Annotated in this window: 25 protein-coding genes, 1 tRNA gene and 1 pseudogene; 20 read left to right on the top strand and 7 right to left on the bottom strand. The window is 60.2% G+C overall.

What is annotated here, in order from left to right; genetic code table 11:
• The first annotated feature begins 114 nt into the window (after window positions 1–114).
• The 11 genes and pseudogenes from RHM69_RS04355 (at window position 115) to RHM69_RS04305 (ending at window position 9,854) form a co-directional block, all read left to right on the top strand.
• A complete protein-coding gene (locus RHM69_RS04355) occupies window positions 115–417 on the top strand; it encodes a DUF1883 domain-containing protein (RefSeq protein ID WP_003191319.1) in 303 nt (100 codons plus the stop codon).
• Window positions 418–443: 26 nt separating this feature from the next.
• Window positions 444–611: a hypothetical protein gene (locus RHM69_RS04350; RefSeq protein WP_014718516.1), complete on the top strand. Its 168-nt coding sequence runs from the start codon at window positions 444–446 to the stop codon at window positions 609–611.
• Window positions 612–614: 3 nt separating this feature from the next.
• Entirely contained in the window at window positions 615–1,280 is a 666-nt protein-coding gene (gene alkB, locus RHM69_RS04345; protein ID WP_200599160.1) for a DNA oxidative demethylase AlkB, read from the top strand.
• A gap of 75 nt (window positions 1,281–1,355) precedes the next feature.
• Window positions 1,356–2,429: a bifunctional DNA-binding transcriptional regulator/O6-methylguanine-DNA methyltransferase Ada gene (gene ada, locus RHM69_RS04340; RefSeq protein WP_322255480.1), complete on the top strand. Its 1,074-nt coding sequence runs from the start codon at window positions 1,356–1,358 to the stop codon at window positions 2,427–2,429.
• 71 nt (window positions 2,430–2,500) lie between these two features.
• The gene (locus RHM69_RS04335; RefSeq protein ID WP_200599158.1) at window positions 2,501–3,565 is read left to right on the top strand and encodes an NAD(P)H-dependent flavin oxidoreductase; all 1,065 of its coding nucleotides are present in this window, start codon (window positions 2,501–2,503) and stop codon (window positions 3,563–3,565) included.
• Between the two features lie 112 nt (window positions 3,566–3,677).
• Entirely contained in the window at window positions 3,678–4,430 is a 753-nt protein-coding gene (modA, locus tag RHM69_RS04330) for a molybdate ABC transporter substrate-binding protein (RefSeq protein ID WP_032903034.1), read from the top strand.
• Window positions 4,431–5,111, top strand: a complete 681-nt coding sequence (gene modB, locus RHM69_RS04325; RefSeq protein ID WP_019817081.1) for a molybdate ABC transporter permease subunit — start codon at window positions 4,431–4,433, stop codon at window positions 5,109–5,111. It begins immediately after the preceding gene.
• A 5-nt stretch (window positions 5,112–5,116) separates the two neighbouring features.
• Complete coding sequence (gene modC, locus RHM69_RS04320) at window positions 5,117–6,196, top strand: molybdenum ABC transporter ATP-binding protein (protein WP_032903032.1); 1,080 nt, start codon at window positions 5,117–5,119, stop codon at window positions 6,194–6,196.
• A gap of 74 nt (window positions 6,197–6,270) precedes the next feature.
• On the top strand, window positions 6,271–7,320 hold the full coding sequence (locus RHM69_RS04315) for a DNA topoisomerase IB (protein ID WP_020302751.1): 1,050 nt from the start codon (window positions 6,271–6,273) through the stop codon (window positions 7,318–7,320).
• A gap of 124 nt (window positions 7,321–7,444) precedes the next feature.
• Window positions 7,445–9,080, top strand: a pseudogene (locus RHM69_RS04310) (ABC-F family ATP-binding cassette domain-containing protein).
• A gap of 69 nt (window positions 9,081–9,149) precedes the next feature.
• Complete coding sequence (locus RHM69_RS04305; protein WP_020302749.1) at window positions 9,150–9,854, top strand: YoaK family protein; 705 nt, start codon at window positions 9,150–9,152, stop codon at window positions 9,852–9,854.
• Window positions 9,855–10,001: 147 nt separating this feature from the next.
• Here the strand turns inward: RHM69_RS04305 and RHM69_RS04300 are convergent, their stop codons facing one another.
• The 4 genes from RHM69_RS04300 to RHM69_RS04285 form a co-directional block, all read right to left on the bottom strand.
• A complete protein-coding gene (locus RHM69_RS04300; protein WP_032903026.1) occupies window positions 10,002–10,355 on the bottom strand; it encodes a hypothetical protein in 354 nt (117 codons plus the stop codon).
• 172 nt (window positions 10,356–10,527) lie between these two features.
• The gene (locus RHM69_RS04295; RefSeq protein ID WP_014718527.1) at window positions 10,528–10,839 is read right to left on the bottom strand and encodes an AzlD domain-containing protein; all 312 of its coding nucleotides are present in this window, start codon (window positions 10,837–10,839) and stop codon (window positions 10,528–10,530) included.
• On the bottom strand, window positions 10,836–11,531 hold the full coding sequence (locus tag RHM69_RS04290) for an AzlC family ABC transporter permease (protein WP_014718528.1): 696 nt from the start codon (window positions 11,529–11,531) through the stop codon (window positions 10,836–10,838). The genes RHM69_RS04295 and RHM69_RS04290 overlap by 4 nt, the downstream gene beginning before the upstream one ends.
• 72 nt (window positions 11,532–11,603) lie before the next feature.
• Window positions 11,604–11,819 carry a hypothetical protein gene (locus tag RHM69_RS04285; protein WP_003191339.1) on the bottom strand — a complete coding sequence of 72 codons (216 nt, stop codon included), beginning with the start codon at window positions 11,817–11,819 and terminating at the stop codon, window positions 11,604–11,606.
• Between the two features lie 224 nt (window positions 11,820–12,043).
• Between RHM69_RS04285 and RHM69_RS04280 the strand changes: the two genes are divergently transcribed.
• From RHM69_RS04280 to RHM69_RS04250, 7 genes are all read left to right on the top strand, one after another.
• Complete coding sequence (locus tag RHM69_RS04280; protein ID WP_073452436.1) at window positions 12,044–13,327, top strand: arsenic transporter; 1,284 nt, start codon at window positions 12,044–12,046, stop codon at window positions 13,325–13,327.
• 11 nt (window positions 13,328–13,338) lie between these two features.
• Window positions 13,339–13,857 carry an arsenate reductase ArsC gene (locus tag RHM69_RS04275; RefSeq protein WP_051661083.1) on the top strand — a complete coding sequence of 173 codons (519 nt, stop codon included), beginning with the start codon at window positions 13,339–13,341 and terminating at the stop codon, window positions 13,855–13,857.
• A gap of 1,089 nt (window positions 13,858–14,946) precedes the next feature.
• On the top strand, window positions 14,947–15,558 hold the full coding sequence (locus RHM69_RS04270; protein WP_014718532.1) for a LysE family transporter: 612 nt from the start codon (window positions 14,947–14,949) through the stop codon (window positions 15,556–15,558).
• 316 nt (window positions 15,559–15,874) lie between these two features.
• Window positions 15,875–16,168 (top strand): hypothetical protein, encoded by a 294-nt coding sequence (locus tag RHM69_RS04265; RefSeq protein WP_014718533.1) that lies wholly within the window; start codon window positions 15,875–15,877, stop codon window positions 16,166–16,168.
• A 236-nt stretch (window positions 16,169–16,404) separates the two neighbouring features.
• Window positions 16,405–19,119 (top strand): magnesium-translocating P-type ATPase, encoded by a 2,715-nt coding sequence (mgtA, locus tag RHM69_RS04260; RefSeq protein ID WP_073844665.1) that lies wholly within the window; start codon window positions 16,405–16,407, stop codon window positions 19,117–19,119.
• Between the two features lie 64 nt (window positions 19,120–19,183).
• A complete protein-coding gene (locus RHM69_RS04255) occupies window positions 19,184–19,531 on the top strand; it encodes a DUF2493 domain-containing protein (protein ID WP_003191350.1) in 348 nt (115 codons plus the stop codon).
• An 18-nt stretch (window positions 19,532–19,549) separates the two neighbouring features.
• The gene (locus tag RHM69_RS04250; protein ID WP_200601030.1) at window positions 19,550–20,362 is read left to right on the top strand and encodes a hypothetical protein; all 813 of its coding nucleotides are present in this window, start codon (window positions 19,550–19,552) and stop codon (window positions 20,360–20,362) included.
• On the opposite strand, the gene RHM69_RS04245 is transcribed toward RHM69_RS04250, so the two are convergent.
• The gene (locus RHM69_RS04245) at window positions 20,359–21,057 is read right to left on the bottom strand and encodes a tellurite resistance TerB family protein (RefSeq protein WP_032903063.1); all 699 of its coding nucleotides are present in this window, start codon (window positions 21,055–21,057) and stop codon (window positions 20,359–20,361) included. The two genes, RHM69_RS04250 and RHM69_RS04245, sit on opposite strands and share 4 nt — an antisense overlap.
• A 124-nt stretch (window positions 21,058–21,181) precedes the next feature.
• On the opposite strand from RHM69_RS04245, the gene RHM69_RS04240 reads away from it, so the two are divergent.
• Window positions 21,182–21,709, top strand: a complete 528-nt coding sequence (locus RHM69_RS04240) for a DinB family protein (protein WP_014718538.1) — start codon at window positions 21,182–21,184, stop codon at window positions 21,707–21,709.
• A 137-nt stretch (window positions 21,710–21,846) separates the two neighbouring features.
• Here RHM69_RS04240 and RHM69_RS04235 read toward each other — a convergent pair whose 3' ends face one another.
• Window positions 21,847–22,323: a hypothetical protein gene (locus RHM69_RS04235; protein ID WP_019817088.1), complete on the bottom strand. Its 477-nt coding sequence runs from the start codon at window positions 22,321–22,323 to the stop codon at window positions 21,847–21,849.
• A gap of 224 nt (window positions 22,324–22,547) precedes the next feature.
• Between RHM69_RS04235 and RHM69_RS04230 the strand changes: the two genes are divergently transcribed.
• Window positions 22,548–22,634 (top strand) — tRNA-Leu (locus tag RHM69_RS04230).
• A 209-nt stretch (window positions 22,635–22,843) separates the two neighbouring features.
• Here the strand turns inward: RHM69_RS04230 and RHM69_RS04225 are convergent.
• Window positions 22,844–25,090, bottom strand: coding sequence for a TonB-dependent receptor (locus tag RHM69_RS04225; protein WP_322255479.1), 2,247 nt, complete (start codon window positions 25,088–25,090; stop codon window positions 22,844–22,846).
• Window positions 25,091–25,176 lie beyond the last annotated feature (86 nt).

Here is a 25,176-nt window from a genome sequence, read left to right as displayed (position 1 = left end):
AATTGTCGAAGTCGTCGACGACGGCCCGATAATAAACGCGCTGGGGCTGATAAACTCCATCTTAACCTACGTATCGTTCTGATTTTTCAGAAAAAGCCCTTCTGGAGACACCCCATGAAATTCATCCACCAGCGTGAGCACCTCAACGAGGGAGACATTGTCGTCATCGAATGCTCGCAGACCTGCAATATTCGCCTGATGAGCGATGCGAACTTTCGCAGCTTCAAAAATGGCGGCCGCCATACCTACCACGGCGGCGCATTTGATAAATTCCCGGCCAAGATCACCGCGCCCAGCACCGGCTTCTGGAACATCACCCTGGATGTGGTGACCCGTCGCGCCATCAGCGTGACCCGCAAGCCTGCGTTGTCCCACAAGATTCGTATCGTTCGTCGTACCAGCAGCAAGCTGAGCTGACCCGAACACCTGACAGGAAAAAAGCTGTGACCACCACAACCAAATACGTCATCAAGTACAAGCTCAACGGCGAACGCCGCTTTGAATTTGCCCAGTTGCAAAACAACAGCGTCGAAGAAGCCAAGCAAGCCTTGGCAAAAATTCATGATGCCAGCGACGAAATCACCGACATCAACGTGAGCAAGGCGCTGTAAGCCATGCCAGGCCCTACCGCCGATTTGTTTGCCGATGAGGCCCTGCAACAGCCTGCCGGGCGCGAGCAAATTGGCGAAGAGTCGTATGTACTGAGGGGCTATGCCTTGCCCTGGATCGAGCGGTTATTGCCTGAACTGCGGCGTGTCCTGGCTCAATCACCGTTTCGGCAGATGGTCACCCCCGGCGGCTTTACCATGTCGGCGGCGCTGAGCAGTTGCGGCGAGCTGGGCTGGACCACCGACGCCCGTGGCTATCGCTATAGCCCATTCGACCCGCGCAGCCAGCAACCCTGGCCCGTCATGCCCGACACATTGCGCCAACTGGCGGTGGCTGCGGCTACCGAGGCCGGCTTTGGCGGTTTTCAACCCGATGCCTGCCTGATCAACCGTTACGTACCGGGGGCGAAGATGTCCCTGCACCAGGACAAGAACGAGCGCAACTACAGCGCGCCCGTGGTCTCGGTGTCCCTGGGGCTGCCGGCGATTTTCCTGTTCGGTGGGCATGCGCGCAGCGACAACACCCAAAAGGTCTCGCTGTTTCATGGTGATGTGGTCGTGTGGGGCGGCGTTGATCGCCTGCGCTTTCATGGCGTGATGCCGATCAAAGACGGCCTGCATTCGATCATGGGCCCGCAGCGCATCAACCTGACCTTTCGCACCGCGGGCTAATTTGACCGCAAGCTTCGGAGTGTCGATGACGAGCGGCAGGCTTAATCTGCTCCTGAACCGTCAAGAGTGCAGGCCATGAACAACGAACACGATCCGCGCTGGGCTGCCATTATTGCCCGTGATGCCAAGGCTGACGCCTTGTTTGTCTACGGCGTGAAAACCACCGGCGTGTATTGCCGTCCCAGCAGCGCTTCGCGTTTGCCGCGCCCGGAGAATGTCGAATTTTTCGACACGCCGGCGCAGGCCGAAGCCGCCGGTTATCGTCCCAGTAAACGCGCTGCCGGCGACCAGACGCAGTTGGCTGCACACCATGGGCAGTTAGTGGCCGAAGCCTGCCGGCAAATCGAACAAGCCGAAACCCCGCCTAGCCTGGACGCGCTCGCCCGATCCGCCGGGCTGAGTCCGTTTCACTTCCACCGCGTATTCAAAGCCAACACCGGGTTGACCCCCAAGGGTTACGCCAGCGCCCTGCGTTCGCGCAGAGTGCGCGACGGCCTCAAGGGCCAGCATTCGGTGACAGACACCCTGTACGACGCGGGCTTTAATTCCAATAGCCGCTTTTATGAAGCCGCCGACCAGGTGCTCGGCATGAAACCGCGAGATTACAAAGGCGGCGGCGCCAATAACACCATCCGCTTTGCCGTTGGCCAGTGCTCGCTGGGGGCGATTCTGGTGGCGCGAAGCCAACGTGGCGTGTGTGCGATTTTATTGGGTGATGATCCGGACAAACTGGTGCGCGACCTGCAAGACCAGTTTCCCAAGGCTGAGTTGATCGGCGCGGATCAGGGGTTCGAACAACTGGTGGCCCAGGTCGTTGGCTTTGTCGAGGCCCCTGCCGTGGGCCTGGATTTGCCCTTGGACCTGCGCGGCACGGCCTTTCAGGAGCGGGTGTGGCAGGCGTTGCGCGAAATCCCTGCGGGCAGCACCGCCAGCTATGCGCAGATTGCCGAGCGTATCGGCGCACCCTCCTCCTTTCGCGCCGTGGCCCAGGCGTGTGGTGCCAACCACCTGGCGGTGGCGATTCCCTGTCATCGCGTGGTGCGCAGCAATGGCGAGCTGTCGGGCTACCGCTGGGGCGTAGAGCGCAAGCGCCAGTTACTTGAGCGCGAAACCCAGTCCCACAAAAGGCCGCTCCCGTCCAGTGAATAAAACAGACTGGCCGGGTGCTGATGGCCCTGCTAAAACAGCGAAAAGCCCTACCAACGCTGGAGAAGCAACCCATGAGCACCTGGCCAGACACTCGCATTCTTGACCTGTTGGGCATTGAGGTGCCGATCATCCAGGCGCCGATGGCTGGCGCGACGACCACCGCCATGGTCATCGCCGCTCAGCAAGCCGGCGCCCTGGGCTCCATGCCTGCGGCGGCGCTGAGCCTGGAGCAACTGCGCGAGGCCTTGGCCTTCATTCGCCAGGCCAATCATGCGCCGCTAAACGTCAACTTCTTCTGCCATCAACCGTCCGATGCCGATGAAGCGCGGGATCAGGCTTGGAAGGCCTTGCTGCAACCTTACTACCATGAGCTGGGCGCCGACTTTGATGCGCCAACCCCGGTGTCCAACCGTGCGCCGTTCAATGACGCAGCCTGCCAGGTGGTGGAAGCGTTTCGGCCAGAAGTGGTGAGCTTTCATTTTGGCCTGCCAGAGAAGTCTTTGCTGGACCGGGTAAAAGCCACCGGTGCCAAGGTGCTGTCATCGGCCACCACCGTCGAGGAAGCCGTGTGGCTGGAACAGCACGGCTGCGACGCGATCATCGCCATGGGCATCGAAGCGGGTGGGCACCGTGGCCTGTTTCTCAGCGATGACCTCAATAGCCAGATCGGCTTGATGGCGCTGCTGCCACAGATCGTCGACGCGGTCAGCGTGCCGGTGATTGCTGCGGGCGGAATCGCCGATGCACGCGGCATCGTTGCGGCCTTTGCCCTCGGCGCTTCGGCGGTGCAGATCGGCACGGCGTACCTGTTCACGCCCGAAGCCACTGTAAGCGCCGCCCATCACCATGCGCTGCGCCATGCCCAGGCCAGCGAAACCGCGCTGACCAACCTGTTCACCGGCCGCCCGGCGCGGGGCATCGTCAACCGGGTGATGCGTGAACTCGGCGCAATCAACCCAGCGGCGCCGGCGTTCCCCAAAGCCGGAGGCGCATTAATGCCACTCAAGGCCAAGGATGAAGCCGGTTTCAGCAACCTGTGGGCGGGCCAGGCCCTGAGGCTGGGCAAAGACCTGTCCACCTATGACCTGACCCGCGAATTGGCCGAGCACGCGATAGCCAGATTCACCCGCCACTGACCTGCGCAACAACTTGGTGCTGTACCGGCAATAGCCTACCGCTATATATTCCCATACATAGCGGTAAGCCTTTTTACCTACAACCTGCCGTACACCTTCAAGGAGTTGCTTCATGATGACCCGCGTTTCGCGCCTGGCCCCCCTGCTTGCCGCCTTTGCCTTGGGTACGGCCCATGCCGATGAAGTGCAGGTGGCCGTGGCCGCCAACTTCACCGCCCCGATCCAGGCGATTGCCGCCGACTTCGAGAAAGACACCGGCCATAAACTGGTCGCGGCCTACGGTGCCACCGGGCAGTTCTACACCCAGATCAAGAATGGCGCGCCGTTTGAAGTGTTCCTCAGCGCCGATGACACCACCGCGCAAAAACTCGAAAGCGAAGGCGCTACCGTCAAGGGTTCACGCTTCACCTACGCGGTCGGCACCCTGGCGCTGTGGTCGGCCAAAGAAGGCTATGTGGATGCCAACGGTGATGTGCTGAAGAAAAACCAATTCAAGCACTTGTCCATCGCCAACCCCAAAACAGCGCCCTACGGCCTGGCCGCCACCCAGGTACTGGCCAGGGAAGGCTTGACTGACAAGGTCAAGGACAAGCTCGTCGAGGGCCAGAACATCACCCAGGCTTATCAGTTTGTGTCTACCGGCAACGCCGAGCTGGGTTTTGTGGCCTTGTCGCAAATCTACAAAGACGGCAAAGTCACCGGCGGTTCGGCGTGGATTGTTCCGGCCTCCCTGCATGACCCGATCAAACAGGACGCCGTGATCCTCAACAAGGGCAAGGACAGCGCCGCCGCCAAGGCGCTGGTGGACTACCTCAAAGGCCCGAAAGCGGCTGCCGTTATCAAATCCTACGGTTACGAGCTGTAAATGCCCCTGACAAGTGCTGATGTTTCTGCGATCTGGTTGACCCTCAAACTGGCCTCGCTGACCACCCTGATCCTGTTGATCATCGGCACACCGATCGCCCTGTGGCTGTCGCGCACCCGTTCCAAGTGGCGCGGCCCCATCGGCGCAGTGGTCGCACTGCCGTTGGTGTTGCCGCCAACGGTCATCGGCTTTTACTTGCTGTTGGCCATGGGGCCCAATGGGTACGTCGGCCAATTCACGCAGTGGCTGGGCCTGGGCACCCTCACCTTCAGTTTCGCCGGGCTGGTGATTGGCTCGGTGATCTACTCCATGCCCTTCGTGGTGCAGCCGTTGCAGAATGCGTTTTCTGCCATCGGCACGCGCCCGCTGGAAGTGGCCGCGACCTTGCGCGCCAACCCGTGGGACACGTTTTTCACGGTGATCCTGCCGCTGGCACGCCCTGGGTTTATCACCGCCTCGATTCTGGGCTTCGCCCATACCGTTGGTGAGTTCGGCGTGGTGCTGATGATCGGCGGCAATATCCCGGACAAGACCCGTGTCGTCTCGGTGCAAATCTACGACCACGTCGAAGCCATGGAATATGCCCAGGCCCATTGGCTGGCTGGGGCCATGGTGGTATTCGCCTTCCTCGTGTTGCTGGTGCTCTATTCCAGCCGTAAAACCAAGATGGGCTGGAGTTGATCGCGATGATGGATATACGCCTGCACCTGAAATACTCCGCCTTCGCACTGGATGTGGACCTGCAATTGCCCGGCCGTGGCGTGAGCGCGCTGTACGGACATTCCGGTTCAGGCAAGACCACCTGCCTGCGCTGCATCGCCGGTCTGGAACGCGCCGAACACGGTTTTGTGCACATCAACGACGAGGTGTGGCAAGACAGCCGCAAAGGGCTGTTTGTGCCGCCGCATAAACGCGCCCTGGGCTATGTGTTCCAAGAGGCGAGCCTGTTTCCTCACCTGTCGGTGCTCGCCAATCTGGAGTTCGGCCTCAAACGTATCCCACGCCCGCAACGGCGCGTGGACATGGCCCAGGCCACCGAACTGTTGGGTATCGGGCACTTGCTTGAGCGTCATCCGCAACACTTGTCCGGCGGCGAGCGCCAGCGCATCGGCATCGCCCGCGCCTTGCTCACCAGCCCCAAGTTGTTGTTGATGGATGAACCGCTGGCGGCCCTGGACAGCCAGCGCAAAAGCGAGATATTGCCTTACCTGGAACGCCTGCACGACGAGCTGGATATCCCGGTGCTCTACGTCAGCCATGCCCAGGACGAAGTGGCGCGACTGGCCGACCATATCGTTCTGCTCAGCGACGGCAAGGCCCTGGCCAGTGGCCCGATCGGCGAGACCCTGGCGCGCCTCGACCTGCCCCTGGCGCTGGGCGACGATGCCGGCGTGGTGATCGCCGGCAGCGTCGTTGCCTACGACGCGCACTATCAGTTGCTCACTCTGCAGTTGCCCGATTGCCCGTTGCAGATGCGCGTGGCCCATGTCCCGCTGGCGGTGGGCAACCCGCTGCGGGTCAAGGTCCAGGCGCGGGATGTAAGCCTGAGCCTGCAGGCCCAAGAACACAGCAGCATCCTCAACCGCTTGCCGGTGACCGTCACCCAGACTATCGGCGCGGACAACAGCGCCCATGTGCTGGTGCGCCTGGACGCCGGCGGCACGCCGTTACTGGCGCGCATCACGCGTTTCTCCCGCGACCAATTGCAACTGCATCCGGGCCAGACGTTGTGGGCGCAAATCAAGGCGGTGGCCGTACTGGCTTAAGCATTTGGCACGACCGCAGGGCGCTGCGGTCAATCAGACATACCGGCCTGATTTGTTGCCAAGGAACCCGCCCCATGCCTGACTCTTCGTTACCCGCCGACCTGCCTCGCGACCTGCATTATGTGGATGACACCCAGCCCGGCATCCGCCGTAAAAAAGTGCGAGGCAAGTTCCAGTATCTGAACGCCAAAGGCGAGCGCATTACCGACGCGGACGAAATCAAACGCCTGAACGCCTTGGCGGTGCCACCCGCCTACACCGATGTGTGGATCTGCGCCGACCCTCGCGGCCACCTGCAAGCCACCGGCCGCGACGCCCGTGGCCGTAAGCAGTACCGTTACCACCCACGCTGGCGCGAGGTGCGCGACAGCGACAAGTACTCGCGCTTACAGGCTTTTGGCGCCGCTTTGCCCAGATTGCGCAAACAGCTCGAAGCACAAATCGCCGAGCCGGGGTTTACCCGCGAAAAGGTGTTGGCCACGGTGGTGATGTTGCTGGACGCCACGCTGATCCGCGTCGGCAATACCCAATATGCCCGTGAAAACAAATCCTACGGCCTGACCACCCTGCGCAACCGCCATGTGGACATCAAGGGCAGCGAGATCCAGTTCCAGTTTCGTGGCAAGAGTGGCGTGGAGCACCAAGTCAGCGTCAAGGATCGGCGCCTGGCCCGGGTGGTCAAGCGTTGCATGGAATTGCCAGGGCAAAACCTGTTCCAGTACCTGGACGAAGACGGTGAGCGGCATACCGTCAGCTCCCAGGACGTCAACGACTACCTGCACCGCCTGACCGGCGAAGACTTTACCGCCAAGGACTACCGCACCTGGGCCGGCACAGCAATGGCGCTGGCGGTGTTGCGCGAGTTGGCGTGGCAGCCCGAATCCGACGCCAAGCGGCATGTGGTGGCGATGGTCAAGGATGTCGCCCGGCAGCTGGGCAACACGCCGGCGGTGTGCCGCAAGTGCTATATCCACCCGGCGGTGCTTGAGCATTTCAGCCTCGGTGAATTGTCGAAGCTGCCCAAGCCGCGAGTGCGCAAAGGCCTGAAAGCCGAAGAAGTCGCGCTGGCAATGTTCCTGGAAAAACTGGCCGAAGACTTGCCGCACAAAGTTAAGGTGGGTTAGGCTCTGCCTCCCTTCTGACTCACGGGATGACCGCCGACGTGAACAACTAAGCCTTCCAAAATGTATCTGCAACGAGCCGCCTGGCGCGCTTGTTGGCCTGTTCGACATTTTTTTGGAGGTGCTGATGACTGACGTCAAACGGCTGCCCGCACTTGTTTCCACTGCAACACCTGTCTTTCCAGTTCGCCAATGGCGAAACCTTGCTGGCCGACGTGAACCTGTCCATTGATCAAACGCCTACCGGTATCGTCGGGCGCAATGGACGGGGCAAAAGTATCCTGGCCAAGTTGATGGCCGGCGTGCTGCTGCCCTCCTGCGGCACGCTGAAAAAACCCGCCAATGTTGCCTATGTGCCCCAGGCCATCGCGGTTCAAGCAGGGCAAACCATCGCCGATATCACCGCAACTGCCGCGGCCCTGGCTGCCCTTGAGCGCATGGCCCAGGGCGATGCACGTCTCGGTGACCTGGAGCTGATCGACGACCGCTGGGACCTCGCCGAACGCCTGCGCCAGGCGCTGGATGCAGCAGGTTTGCCGACCCTCAGCGCCAGTACCCCGGCCGATCAACTCAGCGGCGGCCAACTTGCCAGGGTCGCGCTGATCGGGGCGTTGTTGGCGGCGCCGCAGTTGCTGATTCTGGATGAGCCCAGCAACCATCTTGATGCTGACGGGCGCGACTGGCTGTTGCGTGTGTTGCGCGATTGGCGCGGTGGCCTGGTGGTGGTCAGCCATGATCGACAGTTGCTCAATGCCATGGGCCGCATCATCGAGCTGTCGCCCCTGGGCATTCAAGTGTATGGCGGCAACTACGATGCCTATCGCCAGCAACGCGACACTCATCAGCAGGCCGCGATTGCTGCGTGGGAACAGGCGCGTCTGGCCCGCAGCCGCGAGCGTCGGCGCCTGCAAAAAGATCACGACGACCTGCAGCGCCACGCCGCACGCGCACGTAAACAGGCCGAGACCGCCAACGTCGACCGTTTTACCAAGGCCCGCTGGAAAAGCGCAGCCAAGGAGATTGTCAGCACGGTACGCAGTGCCCATCACGATCACAAAAACCAACTCGACGCCCAAGTGCGCCAAGCTTACGAGCGCGTGGCGGATGAGACGCCCACACTGCTCGCATTACCAGGCTCAACCGTCCCGAATGGCCGCCAGGTGCTGGTGCTGGAACAGGCGCAATTACCCTGGCTTGATCCCCAAGCACCCGCCAGCTACCTGACGCTCAACCTGACAGGCCCGGCTCGCGTTGCCGTACGCGGGCCGAACGGTTGCGGCAAATCGACCTTGCTCAAACTGCTTGCGGGCCATCGGCGCGCGGTCAGTGGCAAGTGCAGCGTCGCGGTGCCCAGCGCCTATATCGATCAGCACCTGGCGCTGCTGGACGACCGTCGCAGCCTTGTCGAGCAACTCAACCTGCTCGACACGCCCCTGGCCGAAGCCGAACTGCGCACACGTCTGGCGTTGTTGCAGCTGGACGCGCTGCGGGTTACGCAGCCGGCAGGGCAACTCAGCGGCGGCGAGCGCTTGAAAGCCGCGATGGCCGTAGCCTTGTGGCGTGAGACACCGGCGCAATTACTGTTATTGGATGAACCCACCAATCACCTGGACCTGGAGTCGGTGCTGGCGTTTGAGCAGGCATTGAAGGGGTTTGCCGGCGCGCTGCTGGCCGTATCACACGATGAGGCATTCTTGCAGGCGATCGAGCCGACTCACCATCTGACGTGGCACGCCACCGGCTGGCAACTTGAGCGTGTCTGAGGTCATTGCGCAGACAGGCAAAGCGTCCTACGGTAGTGGCCGGATAATCTCACCGAGGAAACCGGCCCCATGCTGCCTTCGTCTCGCAAGCCTTACACCAATGCCACGCTCGCCCATCGACAGCGCTGGCGCGGGCGGGTGGGCTTGATGCTGGTGGCTTGTCTGTCGGTGGTGGCGGGTATGACCGATGCCATCGGTTTTATGGCCAGCGGCGATTTCGTCTCGTTCATGAGCGGTAACACCACGCGCCTGGCGGTGGCCATCAGTGCGGGCGACCTGGGGCTCACGGGGCGGCTGGTGCTGCTGGTCGCCACCTTCGTGGTCGGTAATGCCTTGGGCGTGCTGGTCAGCCGTTTCAGCAAGCGCCATGCGTTGCCCTTATTGCTGTGCATCGGCGCCTTGCTCTGTGCTGCGGCGTTGTGGCCATCGACCGACACCTTGCCCGCGTTGCTCGCAGCGATCATTGCCATGGGCATGCTCAACGCGGCCGTCGAGGAGGTGAACGGGTTACCGGTGGGGCTGACCTACGTCACCGGAGCGCTGTCACGCTTTGGTCGCGGGCTGGGCCGTTGGTTATTGGGCGAGCGCCGCAATGGCTGGCGCGTGCAATTGATTCCGTGGGGCGGGATGTTCATTGGCGCTGTGATCGGTGCACTGCTGGAACAGCAGATGGGACTGCGCGCATTGTGGGTCAGTGGTGCGTTGGCTGGGGCCTTGGGGGTGGCGACACTGTTGATTCCGCGACGCTGGCACTTGGGTTTCATGCCCCGTTGAGGTGGGGTGGAGGAGCTCGTTCGACGTTTAAGCCTCGACATCCGTGTACCGGTAAAGAGCCATCACGTCGAACGAGCGAGTGAATCATAAGCCAATGCCCGGCGGCTGTCCCGCCAGGCGTTTCGGAATATGACTAAGGCAACCGACTTACAGACAAGTGGCCAGTGCTGCCAGGCGACGTTTGGCTGGCATCGTGTCCTGAGCGGCGTAGTAGTTGACCGTAGAACCCGCGCCGGTGCTGAGTACATCGACAAAGTAATCGCCACCGGTGGTGTACACCGTAAAACCACCCGCCTCGGTCGCTTCCTTGAAGCCGCCGGCATCGATGCCGAACACGCTTTCATCCTGCCAACCGAACTGGATGCATTGGGCAACCACCAGAGTGGCCTTGTCCGATGCCAGGGTCTTGTAGGGGCTGCCTGCGCGCGCCTCTTTCATCTTGGAACCTGCACAACCGGCCAGTGCCGCCAGTATCAATGCGCCTATTACCACTTTGTGCATGCCATTGCTTCCTTGGAAAAACCGTGACTCTACCACTGTGCGAAAGCCAACTGACGCGCCCATGAACTTTGTTTCACTGTGAAAGGCAAACACGCCGCCTATAGTGGCCAGGCTCATTTTTTGGAAGTCTCCCTTCTGCCCGCCACCCCGCGGGCTTTTTTTTGCCTGGGTATCAAAACCACCAACGGAACAGATAGAACAGCGCCATGCTCAATAGCACGGTGGTCAATACGCTGCGCGTCCAATACATCAACGCCACGGCGCAGATGCCGGCCAGCAGATAAGGGTTGCTCGGGCTCAGGTTAAGCCGATGGTCAGCCAGAAAAATAATCGGCCCGCAGATCGCCGTGAGCATGCCCGGCACGGCGAAGCCCAAAAATTCACGCGCGCCGCGATTGAGCCGTACCGGCAAGCGTGGCTCGATAAACAGGTAACGGTTGAAGAACACCACCAGGCCCATGGCCACAATCATCAGGTAAATCATCGTTGCCCCACTCCCAGCCGTTTACAAGCAAACCCCGCGCTCATCCCCAACACACCCGAGACCACCACCGCCGACTCCCAATGCAGATAACTCAACCAGACCGAGCTCAGCAGTGCCACGGCAACGCATACCACCGTGGGCACGTCGCGCACCACGGGGGTGATCAAGGCGATAAAGGTGGCGGCAATCGAAAACTCCAGCCCCAATTGATCAAGGCCGGGAATGCTCTTGCCCAGCACAATGCCGGCAAGGGTGAAGAGGTTCCAGATCAGGTAAAACGTCAGGCCGACGCCCAGGGCGTACCAGCGATTGAAGGTCTGGCGGTCATAGTGGTTGACCAGGGCAAAGAATTCATCGGTCAACAAAAAACCCAGGCTCATGCGCCAACGGGTGTTGAGCGAAGACAACGTAGGACGCATATGCATGCCATAGAGCAGGTGCTGGGAGGTCAGTAGCAAGGTGGTCAGCACGATGGAAATCAGGCTGGCACCGCTCTTGACCATGCCGATGGCCACCAGTTGTGCGGCACCGGCAAACACAATGGCAGACAAGCCTTGGGCTTGCAGCGGGGTAAATTGCGCGTCGATGGCCATGGAGCCGGCCAGCAACCCCCAGGGCGCACAGGCCAGGGATAAGGGAATGACGGCGATGGCGCCGCGGGTGAAGGCGTAATGAGGCAATGCAGTGGGCATGGAAAACGGCTCATCGACAGACAGTCGACAAGCATGCCAGCACGAACGAAGGCTTGTCTTGAACGATCTTGCTCAGGCGAGCTTGACTGATACCTGCTCCACCGAATCCCGCGCTTCGCGCAATTCATACGCATCCTGGTTCAGCCGGTGGATGGTATTGAGCAGGCGCTGGCGCAGCACTTCATCGCCGAGTTTTTCCACGGCGCGCATCAGGTCAAAGGCCGCGGTTTCGTTATTTTCCGCGACGGAATCCAGGGTCTTGCGCAGGTTGCGGGTGGCTCGGGTCACGCGGGGTCTTCCTTCATCAGCAATGGGCAGGCACGTTAGGACATTTGTGTTTCATTTTAATTTCAAACAGTTGTGGCGGTTTCAAAGGCCTTTGATCCATATCAATTGAAACAAGATTTGACCGGGACATAGAGAAATACGTATAGACGCACTGCGTCTGAACGCAATGGGCGACAGACCACAACGGGCCAGCAACTGCTGCTGAGCCATCGGAGCTTTTATTCATGCTTGTCGCAATTGCGATTTTTCTCGTCACCATCGTGCTGGTCATCTGGCAACCCAAGGGCCTGGGCGTCGGCTGGAGTGCCACGCTGGGCGCGATCCTGGCGCTGGCCTGTGGGGTGATCAGCCTGGCGGACATCCCAGTGGTGTGGCACATCATCTGGAACGCCACCGGTACCTTTGTCGCGCTGATCATCATCAGCCTGTTGCTGGACGAAGCCGGCTTCTTCGCCTGGACGGCCCTGCATGTGGCGCGCTGGGGCCGTGGCCGCGGCCGGCGGTTGTTTGCTTATATGGTGCTGCTGGGTGCGCTGGTATCGGCGCTGTTTGCCAACGACGGTGCGGCGTTGATCCTGACGCCTATCGTGATGTCGATGCTGTTGGCCTTGCGCTTTTCCCCGGCGGCGACCCTGGCCTTCGTCATGGGCGCCGGGTTTATCGCCGATACGGCGAGCCTGCCATTGGTGGTGTCGAACCTGGTGAATATCGTTTCGGCGGACTATTTCAAGATCGGCTTCAACGAATATGCTGCCGTGATGGTGCCGGTGAACCTGGTCAGCGTGGCCGCGACCCTGGCAGTGCTGCTGTGGTTTTTTCGCCGGGACATTCCTCAAACCTACGACCCGGCTGACCTGGAAGACCCCAACAGTGCCATCCATGACCCTGCGACGTTCCGCGCCGGTTGGTGGGTACTGGGTATTCTGCTCATCGGCTGTTTCGCCTTGGAGCCTCTGGGTATTCCCATCAGTGCGATTTCCGCCGTCTGCGCCGTGCTGCTGCTGGTGATTGCCGCCAAGGGCCATAAGATTTCCACGCGCAAAGTCCTCAAGGAAGCGCCTTGGCAGATCGTGATTTTTTCCTTGGGCATGTACCTGGTGGTGTACGGCCTGCGTAACGCCGGCCTGACCGACTATCTGGCCACCTGGCTCGACACCTTCGCCACCTATGGTGTGTGGGGCGCGGCCATGGGCACCGGGTTGCTGACGGCGCTGCTCTCATCGGCGATGAATAACCTGCCGACGGTACTGATTGGCGCATTGTCCATCGAGTCCAGCCATGCTGTGGGCGTGGTCAAGGACGCGATGATCTACGCCAACGTGATTGGCAGCGACCTGGGCCCGAAAATCACCCCCATAGGCAGTTTGGCCACTTTGCTGTGGCTGCATATCCTGGCGCGCAAAGGCATCACTATCACCTGGGGTTACTACTTCAAGGTCGGGATCGTGCTGACCTTGCCCGTGCTGCTGATCACCCTGGCCGCCCTCGCCTTGCGCTTGAGTTTCTAAAGGAACGCGCCATGAAAGTCCTGTTCATGTGTACCGCCAACAGTTGCCGCAGCATCTTGTCCGAAGCGATGTTCAATCACTTGGCGCCAGAGGGTTTCGAGGCGGTCAGCTCGGGCAGTTTTCCCAAGGGCCAGGTGTTGCCCCGTAGCCTGAGCACGCTGCAGGCGGCGGGCATCAGCATCGAAGGTTTGTACAGCAAGGGCAATGACGCCTTTCAAGGCTGCCCGCCGGATGTGGTCATCACCGTGTGCGATAAAGCAGCCGGTGAAGCGTGCCCGGTGTATTTTGGCCCGGCGGTGAAGGCCCATTGGGGCTTGGAAGACCCCTCCGAGATGCAGGGTGATGAGGCGCAAGTAGAGGCAGCATTCAAGGCCACCCTCGACATTATCACCGCACGCTGCGAAGTGTTTTTTGCGCTGCCCTTTGCACGTCTATCGCCGGATGAATTGAAGGCTGAACTCCACCGCATTGCCTCAACGCCGCTCCTACAGGGTCCTGTGACAGGCGCTGACTCTCTGGGCAATGCATGACCAGTGTGGGAGCTGGCTTGCCTGCGAAAGCGTTGGTTCAGTAAAAGATTCAGTGGCTGACACACCGCCTTCGCGAGCAAGCCCGCTCCCACAGGAGATCTGCGCCGGGCGTTGATTCTGTGGGCAGTACATAACCAATGTGGGAGCTGGCTTGCCTGCGAAAGCGTTGGTTCAGTAAAAGATTCAGTGGCTGACACACCGCCTTCGCGAGCAAGCCCGCTCCCACAGGAGATCTGCGCCGGGCGTTGATTCTGTGGGCAGTACATAACCAATGTGGGAGCTGGCTTGCCTGCGAAAGCGTTGGTTCAGTAAAAGATTCAGTGGCTGACACACCGCCATCGCGGGCAAGCCCGCTCCCACAGGGGATCTGCGCCGGGCGTTGATTCTGTGGGCAGTACATAACCAATGTGGGAGCTGGCTTGCCTGCGAAAGCGCTGGTTCAGTAAAAAATTCAGTGGCTGACACACCGCCATCGCGGGCAAGCCCGCTCCCCCAGGGGATCTGCGCCGGGCGTTGATTCTGTGGGCAGTACATAACCAATGTGGGAGCTGGCTTGCCTGCGAAAGCGTTGGTTCAGTAAAAGATTCAGTGGCTGACACACCGCCTTCGCGAGCAAGCCCGCTCCCACAGGAGATCTGCGCCGGGCGTTGATTCTGTGGGCAGTACATAACCAATGTGGGAGCTGGCTTGCCTGCGAAAGCGTTGGTTCAGTAAAAAATTCAGTGGCTGACACACCGCCATCGCGGGCAAGCCCGCTCCCCCAGGGGATCTGCGCCGGGCGTTGATTCTGTGGGCAGTACATAACCAATGTGGGAGCTGGCTTGCCTGCGAAAGCGTTGGTTCAGTAAAAGATTCAGTGGCTGACACACCGCCATCGCGGGCAAGCCCGCTCCCCCAGGGGATCTGCGCCGGGCGCTGATTCTGTGGGGAATGCTTGACCAGTGTGGGAGCTGGCTTGCCTGCGATGGCGGTGGTTCAGTTGAAGATTGAGTGGCTGACATACCGCCATCGCGAACGTTCCTACAGAGGACGTGGTATCCCTCTCTCGGACTGACGTATGCTCTGGCACTTTCTCGAAAGGAACTGAGCATGCTGTCGATCTTTGTCTATGCGCTGGTATTCGGTTTTGTATTTTGCCTTTCTCCCGGCGCCGTGCTGGCAGAGACTCTGCGCCGCGGCTTGCTCCATGGCTTCACGCCGGCGTTGCTGGTGCAGTTCGGCTCACTGGTGGGCGACGCCGTCTGGGCCGTGATTGGCCTCACCGGTATCGCACTGCTGATTCAGCATGATGCAGTGCGGGTTCCACTTACAATCGTCTGTGCGCTCTACCTGGCCTGGCTGGGCATCCGCAGCCTGATTGATGCCTGGCAGTTACCCGCAACCGACAACGCCCCTGCCAGCTCAGGCAAAAATGCGTTGGCGGTGGGCGCGGCGATTTCCTTGGCTAATCCGAAAAACATCGTCTACTGGGGCGCCTTGGGCAGCGCACTGTCGGGGATTGTCGGCACCACCCCCAGTCACGGGCAGACCCTGATGTTTTTTGCCGGCTTCATGCTGGCGTCGGTACTCTCGTGTTTTCTTACCGCCGCCTTGGTGAACCTGCTACGCAAGAACGCATCACCTAGCTGGCAACGTGTGAGTTATGCGGCGTGCGGTTTAGTATTGATTTATCTGGCGATACTCGCCGCGCACGGTATATAAAGTTATCCAGCCAATAACTTGCATGCCTCTTGTCTGAACAAACTCTGAACACGGGCTAATTTAATTAATCATGCGTTGACATTCTGTGACGCCCTGAGTAGATTGCCCGTGCCCGCAACTGGGGCCTTTTTTAAACCTCACAAAAGAAGCCAATGGACACAGTATCTAGTCGCTGTCCGAGCACCGCCTCTGCGGGCATCGGGCGCCAAACCCAGAATATGACAGGACTCGCGTTCCAGGTCCGGTAAGCTGCGCTAGAGCTTGATGCTCCATCGTAACTGCCTCACCGGTCGCCCGTCCGGTCCCGAGGTGTGTTATGACCTTCCAACTCCTTGTTTTGCCTGATACACGCACACTGGTCGCCGCCCTGCGCGCCAAGCTGTGCCGAGCGCCGGCGGGCTTTTCGCCAACCCGCTCGACCTTTGTCACACCCTCCCCTCAAGTGCGCCCGGCACCGCCGCTGGCGCACTGGCGCATCTGCCCTGAAAGCGGCCACCTGGTGCAGCATTGGGATCATGCTGACCCTCAAGACCCGCAGAGACCCAAGGTTTCCCGCCTGGCGCAAGCGCGCCTGATGCTCGGTCTTTACCTGAGCACTCGCGCCGCCTGAGCTAGCTGGAAACAGCAACTTTCTTATTGATGACCCTGGAGTTCTTTATGAACAAATCCAGTAGTAGCCCGCTGCACGCTCGTTAACTAACGCGCTGTTAGCGGGCCCTTCAGAAGTTATGTGAACACCTTATTTAAACCGATCGCAAAGTTTGCGGCTCGGCATGCTTTCGCTCGCCTGTATTCAGGTAAGTACCGGGTATGTTTTGTCGAGAATTGGCGACAGGAGTACAGACAATGAGCGCCGTAAAAAACACGCCTCTGCACAAAAAAAATGGCACCGCTGCCGACACCAAGCTGTCGATGCGTGCCGCCCGTGAAGCCCACAATGGCCTGGCGGCCACCCTCGCCAATGTACGGGCCACCCAGGACGGCCTGACCGAACTGGACGCTTCTGCGCGTCTGCAACGAGAAGGCTATAACGAAGTCGCCCACGACAAGCCGCCACACGCTATCGTCCAGTTCCTGCAGGCTCTGAACAACCCGTTCATCTACGTGCTGCTGACCCTGGGTGGCATCAGCTTTGTGACTGACTGCTGGCTGCCGATGCAGGAAGGCGAAGAAGCCGACCCGACCAAGGTCGTCATTATCATGACCATGGTGTTGCTCAGCAGCCTGCTGCGTTTCTGGCAGGAACACCGTTCGGCCAAATCCGCCGAGGCCCTCAAGGCCATGGTACGCACCACCGCCACCGTGCTGCGCCGCGAGCAGGTTGGTGCTCAGCCCACCTTGCGCGAAGTGCCGATGCGTGACCTGGTGGCCGGCGATATCGTGCAATTGTCCGCTGGCGACATGATCCCCGCCGATATCCGCCTGATCGAGTCCCGCGACCTGTTTATCAGCCAGGCTGTGCTGACCGGTGAAGCCTTGCCGGTGGAGAAGTACGACACCCTGGGCGATGTCACGCAAAAATCCGCCTCTACCCTGGCCGCCGACCAGGGCAACTTGCTGGACTTGCCGAACATCTGCTTCATGGGCACCAACGTGGTCAGCGGCCGCGCTAAAGCAGTGGTGGTGGCAACGGGGCCGCGCACCTACTTTGGCTCCCTGGCCAAGGCGATTGTCGGCTCGCGGGTGCAAACCGCCTTCGACCGGGGCGTGAACAGTGTCAGTTGGCTGCTGATCCGCTTCATGCTGGTGATGGTGCCCATCGTGTTCCTCCTCAATGGCTTCTCCAAGGGCGATTGGGGTGATGCCTTCCTGTTTGCCCTGGCGGTCGCCGTCGGCCTTACCCCGGAAATGCTGCCGATGATCGTCAGCGCCAACCTGGCCAAGGGCGCCACGGCCATGGCCAAGCGCAAAGTAGTGGTCAAGCGCCTCAATGCGATCCAGAACTTCGGTTCGATGGACGTGCTGTGCACCGACAAGACCGGCACCCTCACCCAGGACAAGATCATCCTCGAACATCACGTCAATGCCTTCGGCCAGCGCGATGACGCCGTGCTGTCCCTGGCCTGGCTCAACAGCTTTCATCAGAGCGGCATGAAAAACCTGATGGACCAGGCAGTGGTGCAGTTCTCGGAACAAAACCCCAAGTTCCAGGTGCCGTTTGCCTACAGCAAGGTCGATGAATTGCCGTTCGACTTTGTCCGTCGTCGCCTGTCGATCGTGGTCAAGGATGCCGCCGATGACCAGTTGCTGGTGTGCAAGGGCGCGGTGGAAGAGATGCTGAGCATTTCTACCCATGTCATGGAGGCCGGCGAAGCCTTGCCTCTGGATGACGGCCGTCGTGACGCCCTGCTGGCGCTCGCCAATGACTACAACGAAGACGGTTTCCGCGTGCTGGTGGTAGCGACCCGCAATATTCCTAAAGCGCTGGCACGCCAGCAGTACACCACCAGCGACGAACGCAACCTGGTGATCCAGGGCTTCTTGACCTTCCTCGACCCACCGAAAGAAACCGCAGGCCCGGCGATTGCGGCGCTGCAACAGATTGGTGTGGCGATCAAGGTGTTGACCGGTGACAACGCCGTGGTCACCAGTAAGATCTGCCGCCAGGTTGGCCTGGAACCCGGCCAGCCGCTGCTGGGCGTGGAAATCGAAGCCATGGACGACGCCACCTTGCTGCGTCGCGTGGAAGAACGCACGGTGTTCGCCAAGCTCACGCCGCTGCAAAAATCCCGCGTGCTCAAGGCCCTGCAAGCTAACGGGCACACCGTCGGCTTCCTCGGCGACGGCATCAACGATGCACCGGCGCTGCGGGATGCCGATGTGGGTATTTCGGTGGACAGCGGTACCGACATCGCTAAGGAATCGGCCGACATCATCCTGCTGGAAAAGAGCCTGATGGTGCTGGAAGAAGGCGTGCTCAAGGGCCGCGAAACCTTCGGCAATATCATGAAGTACCTGAACATGACCGCCAGCTCCAACTTCGGCAACGTGTTCTCGGTGCTGGTGGCCAGTGCGTTCATCCCGTTCATGCCGATGCTGGCGATCCATCTGCTGCTGCAGAACCTGATGTATGACATCTCCCAACTGGCCCTGCCGTGGGACAAGATGGACAAGGAATACCTGGCCAAGCCACGCAAGTGGGATGCGAAAAACATCGGCCGCTTCATGATCTGGATTGGCCCTACCTCGTCGATCTTTGACATCACCACCTTTGCGCTGATGTGGTACGTGTTCTCGGCCAACAGTGTGGAAATGCAGACCCTGTTCCAGTCCGGCTGGTTTATCGAGGGGCTGCTTTCGCAAACCCTGGTGGTGCATATGCTGCGCACCCGCAAGATCCCGTTCTTCCAGAGCACGGCCGCCTGGCCGGTGTTGATGATGACCTGCATCGTGATCGCCCTGGGCATCTACGTACCGTTCTCGCCACTGGGCACCCTGGTGGGCCTGCAACCGCTGCCGCTGGCGTACTTCCCATGGCTGGTGGGCACCTTGCTGGCTTACTGCTGCGTCGCCCAACTGATGAAGACGATCTACATCCGCCGCTTCAAACAGTGGTACTGACCCTCCCCGCCGTTCAAACGCAGGCGGCTGCCTGGTCGCCTGCGTGCAATACAAGGATTTGCTCATGCGCGTGTTGATCTGTGCAGGTCGTCATTACGCCGACACCAAAAAGTCCCGCCATGTGCTGGACGCTTACCACCGCCTGCGCCCGGTGCAGGTACTGATTCACGGCGGCAACCAGTTCCTGGGCAGTGAGATCGAGGAATGGGCGCGGGAAATCGGTATCGACGTGGTGCGTTATCCACCCAATTGGCAGCGCCATGGCAAACAGGCGGAACGCCAGCGCAACCACTTCATGCTGGCCGACAGCCGCCCCGACCTGATCATTGCCCTGCCGGGTGGTGACGATACCTCGGAGCTGGTTTGCCAGGCCAAAGCCAGCGGCATTTCGGTGCTGACCGTAGAAAGCTGAATTCAAGCGAGGTGCATCATGCACAAAAAATACACGCCGGCACGCCGCGACGGATTTACCAAATATCGCGCGCGCCACTCTCGTCACACCCTGCTGTTACTGCCGCCAGCAAAGCGCCGTGCATTGCAGCGCAACTTGATCTTTATCGGCATGACCCTGGGCCTGGTCTTTGTCGTCGCGTTGATTTCAAAAGCCCAAGCCGCAGGCGGCGCTTATGTGGTTGATGACGGTGCGATCAACGCGCCGGGGGAATGCAACGTCGACGCATGGTACAGCGCCCATCGGCACGCGAGCAGCACCCACAACAGCAGCTTGTCGCCCGCGTGCACGTTCAGCGCTATGCCTGCCGTGCAATGGGGCGCCGCGTTGTCACGGGCCGTGGATGCAGGCAAAGGCGAGACGCAGATCAACCCGCAAGCCAAGGTGCAGGTGCTGTCACGACAAGAGTTGGGCTTGGAACTGGCGATTGCGGTCGGGGCGCATGTCGCGCTGGATCGCCATCACGGGTTCGACGGCGCAGATCTGAACATCCCACTCACATGGCAACCCCTGGCACCCTTGCGCCTGAACCTTAACGCCGGCTGGAGCCACGCCTACAACGACGGTGATCAACAGCATCGCCTGACTTGGGGCACGGGGTTCGAATATCAGTTGGCAGAGAAGCTCACGCTGATTGGCGAGCGTTATGGCCAGGAAGGCGGCGAACAGGCCTGGCAGGCTGGGCCGCGTTTGCACATTGGTGAATGTGTCGACGTGGACCTGCTGGTCGGGCGCAGCCTGATTGGCGATCGCGCCCAGTGGCTGACCACTGGGGCGACGCTGAGGTTCTAGGCGTTGGCCTGCTGCTCCAGATGCACCTGCAATTGCGGATCGATGTGCAACTGACCAGCCAGGTCGTCAAGGTAATTGCGCTCGGCGTCCTGCTGATCATCGACCAGCATCACGCTCGCCAGGTAAATCTCCGCAGCAAGTGCCCGGTCATTGGCATACTCGGCAAAATCGGCGGCATCCAGGGGCTTGGCGACTTCGGCGTCGAGCCACTGCTGCAACTGAGGGTCGTCGGTGTGACGGCCAATCTCGGCAGAAATCATTTGCTGCTCTTGCGCATCGATTTTGCCATCGGCCTTGGCCGCCGCGATCAACGCACGCAGTACGCCGTGGCTATGGGCTTCGGCTTCAGGCCCTTCAAGCTGGTCAACGGTCTGGATAGCTTGCTGCGGGGCCGAAGCCTGTTGGCGTTGCCACGCTTGGTACGCTTGGAACGCCGCCATGCCCAGGGACGCCAGCGCCGCGTAGTTCATCCCACCGCCGCTACGCGTTTGGGTGGCCCCACCCGCCGGCGCGCCGCCTAACAAGCCACCCAGGCCACCTAATAAACCACCCAAACCGCCGCCCGCCGCAGACGCATTGCCGGTGCCGGCGCCCTTCAACAACCCTCCAAGCAACCCGCCCAGGCCGCCGCCCGCAGCTCCGCCGCCTTGCTGCCCTGCACGCAACAGTTGTTCCAGTAGATCGCTGGTATTCATGGTGTCGCCCTCCGGGGCGCAATAGTGGCGTTGATCAAACATAGTCCTCCCCTGATGGAACACCATGACCGTCGGGCGGGCAAGCTTTATGATGACGCCATCACGCCGAAAAGGGAGAACAGCGGTGAATCGCATCGAGCATATTGCGTTGATGGCCACTTACAACCAATGGATGAACCGCAAGGTCTACGACACCGCCGGCACCCTCACGCACGCACAATTGACCCTGGACCGCCAGGCGTTTTTCGGCTCGATCCTCGGCACTTTGAACCACCTGATGCTGGGCGACACCGTCTGGCTCAAACGCTTTGCCGAACACCCGGCCCACTTTGCGGCCTTGGCGCCACTCAACGGCATTGCTACGCCCGGTGACCTCAAGCAATTGGCCTTCGCCAGCCTTGCTGAATTATCGGCCCATCGCGCCTGGCTGGATCAACTGATCATCGATTGGGCCAACAGCCTGCACGAGTCCCACCTTGATCAACACCTGCGCTATCACAACATGCGCGGCGTGGCCGCCGAGAAACCCTTTTTCGGCCTGCTGGTGCACTTTTTCAACCACCAGACCCACCACCGCGGCCAAGTGACGACACTGCTGAGCCAGGCGGGTGTGGATGTGGGGATTACCGACTTGCTGGCACTGATTGACTAAATACAGACACGATCAATGTGAGAGCTGGCTTGCCTGCGATGGCGGTGTAACGGGTTCAATACCTGTGACTGACACATCGCTATCGCAGGCAAGCCAGCTCCCACAGTTGCGCTATATTGCCCACAGCATCAGTGCTGTCACTTCACCTTGCTGCTCAAGTTTTCCACACTGCGCTTCACATCATCCAGGCTTCGCTTGAGGCCGTCGATTTCGCTTTTCTGCCGCTCTATCGTGCTCTTCTGCTCATCCACCGTACGCTTGAGACTCGACAGCTGGCTGTCACTGCTACTGGCACTCGAGCCGTCCTTGCGCTTGAACTCATCAAACGCCCGCTCCTGGCCCTCCACTTTGCTTTTCAAGCTTTGCAATTCGCTTTGACTCTGTTTTTGCCCAGCCTGCAGCGCCTCGACATCACCAACGGAAACACCCGAGGGCTTCAACACATAGGCGCCGCCCACATCCATCGAGCCGGCCGTCAACTTGTCTGAAGACGACGCACTGAACTCCCCCCACTGCACCGCACTCCCCGCCTGCGCCAGACTGAATACGCCAGTGCCCAACAACCCCGCGACACCTGCGGCCATGATCCAAGCCTGCTTACGGATACTGAGCATCAAACGACTCCCTGCGAAAATGCCGAAATGGCCTATCGCTATGACTGTCATTTATGGGGCTTGTTCCTGGGTGGCTTGCGTTCATCAGGACTTGACACAAAGGCCCTGTAGATCACTGATCTGCCACGCTTTTTCCTGCGCATCTTTATGCGGGAAAACCGGCTTGGAGGTTGCGCTGAAGCGGCTGGATCTATATATTCCCAACCCTGTTACACCGCGCTACCGCCCGAATGGCGAAACTGGTAGACGCATGGGACTTAAAATCCCCCGCTCGTAAGGGCGTCCCGGTTCGATTCCGGGTTCGGGCACCATCTCCTGTTCCACTGACGGCCAGCACTGTTTGTGGAACCCTTGAAAACCCGCCGTTTGGCGGGTTTTTTCGTTTATGGCGTTTCGTCGGTTTCCGTATGTTTGCAGACTTTCGTGTTTCCGAACTCTGCCAGCGAGGAAGCGCTCAGCCTGTATGAACGCTGGCTTGGCATTCCTCGCCAGGGTCCAGTGCTTTTGGACTTGCAAACCCTCAGAAATCTACCGTACCCGAGAGCAATACCGTGCGCGGCGCGCCCAAGCCGCCAGAAAGGCCGCTGCCATCCCCGCCGTTCCACGAACCAAGCCAGTACGCCTTATTGGTGACGTTCTGCACGGTGGCGCGCAAGGTCACAGGCTTGGTCTCGACCTTGAAGGCATAGCGAGCCCCCACATCGTAGGTGGTGTACGAGTCCAGCGACACCCGATGATCGTTGGTCGCGTATTGTTTGCCCGTGTGGTTGATGTTGCCGGTCAGGGTCAACCCAGGGACGTCGAGGAGGTCATACTCCGTGCCTAGCTTGGCAATCACCTTGGGCACGCCTGTCACTTGCTTGTCTTTGACACCACCGGTGACCACCTTGGTCATTTCTGCCTGGGTATAGGTCGCACCGCCCATCAGGCGCAATCTTGGTTGCCACTCGCCAAAGAACGACCATTCCACGCCACGGTTTTGTTGCTCGCCGTAGACGCCGAAGACATTGGTGAGCGGATCGGTAAAGGCACTGGGCTTCTCAATCTGGAACAGGCTGACGGTATGGGCGAAAGAGCCCAGGTCTACCTTGGTCCCCAGTTCGTATTGCTTGGTCTGGTACGGCTGCATGACCGCACCTGCGTTCTCTGCCGAGTCAGGGGCCGACGCGCCTTGGCTGAGGCCCTCGATGTAGTTGGCATAGAGCGACACCTCATCCGTCACCTTGACCAGAAGTGCGGTGGCGGGCGAGACACGGCTTTCGTCATAGCTGGTTTTCGAAGCCCTGGGGCCGAAAGCGTCGGTGGTGTTTTGCACGCGCTGACGACGGGCGCCTACGGTCCATTGCACACGGCCTTCGGCGAAGGACAGCGTATCGGCAATCGCATAGCTGCCCAGGTTGGCCCTGGTTTGCGAGGTGGTTGCACCATAGCCCGGGAAGGTCGGCGCGTTGCCAAAGTCGAGGTTGTCGTAATTTGTGGTGCCGGGGATGGCGGCTCTCGCGTCCTTGAAACTGTTGTCGGAGGTAAAACGGGTCGCGGCGATGGTCCAGGCATGATCCACGGGGCCCGTCTGGAATTTGCCCTTCAACCCGACCTCACCCGATTGCTGGGTGCCACTGCGAATCGAACGAATGGCCGAAGAGCTGATGCCACCCACATTGTTCACCAGGGTGCTTGAGTTGATCATCGCGTTGTAACCACCATCGCGCTGCCCCCACGCCGCGTAGGCAGTAAGCGAATCCGTCAGGTCGTATTCGCCCCGCACCATCGTGGTAGTGGTGTTGTTGATGGTGTAGGCCCACTTGGGTGCCAACGCATAATCGCCCTTCTTGGGGCTTGGCAAGTGGGTGACGTTGGGGGCAATTGTGTTGATCCCGAAGTAGTTGAGACCATCAATGCGTTCACGCTGTTTGTAGAAATCGAGCGATATCCGAGCCCGCTCGCCACGCCAATCCAGCCCGAGGGAAGACAGTGCCATTTTGTGTTGCTGATTATCCACGGGGGTATCGCCGTCACGGTAAACGCCGTTGAAGCGCACACCAAACTGCTTCTGATCACCAAAACGTTGCCCCAGGTCCGCGTGCACACCCCCTAGGCCCCGGGACTCATAAGTGGTGGTCAAGCGTGCCAACGGTTCGTCGCCGGCGCGCTTGGGTACCAGATTGATGCTGCCACCTACACTGCCGCTTGGCGGCATGCCGTTGAGCAGCGCCGAAGGGCCCTTGAGCACTTCGATGCGCTCCGCCAATTCGGTAGAGCCGCGCATATTCGGCGCCATGCCGACCAGGCCGTTAAAGGTGATGTCATCGGCGTTGCTGTAGAAGCCGCGGATGAAAAAGGTTTCAAAGTTGCTGCGTTTGGTGGGCACGTACACCGAGGGGTCGGTCGCACCGATCACCGAGCCGATATCCTGCGCCTGACGGTTCTGTATGTATTCATCGGTATAGCTGATGGTATTGAAAGGCGTCTCCATGAAATCCTTGTTGCCCAACAGCCCAACGCGGCTGCCGGAGGCAACCTGCCCGCCAGCATAAGCCGGCGGCAGTCCTGTAGCGGGGTCCATGACGCCCTCCACCACCGTTTCCGACAATTCCAGGCTGGCGCTGCTTGTGCCTGCTTGCGGGGCAGCGCTCGCGGCGGTGGGCGCCGCCGTCAGCCCCAGTACCAGCGCCATCTGCACAGCCGTGAACATATGACTCAAAGTAAAGCGTTGCGCAGCCTGCGGTGAATCAGGGGTAGCGCGATGTTGGCGACAGCGTTCCGACATGCTGAATTCCTTTTGATTCGGAGAATGTGTATGTGCTCACTAGGCTTTCCGAACCAGAAGGCAAAACCCTCAATAACAATCATTAG

The organism is Pseudomonas sp. CCI1.1, from assembly GCF_034348165.1.
Lineage (GTDB): Bacteria > Pseudomonadota > Gammaproteobacteria > Pseudomonadales > Pseudomonadaceae > Aquipseudomonas > Aquipseudomonas paracarnis.
Note: the sequence above shows the minus strand (reverse complement) of the source record. Positions and strands in the feature narration are given on the sequence as shown.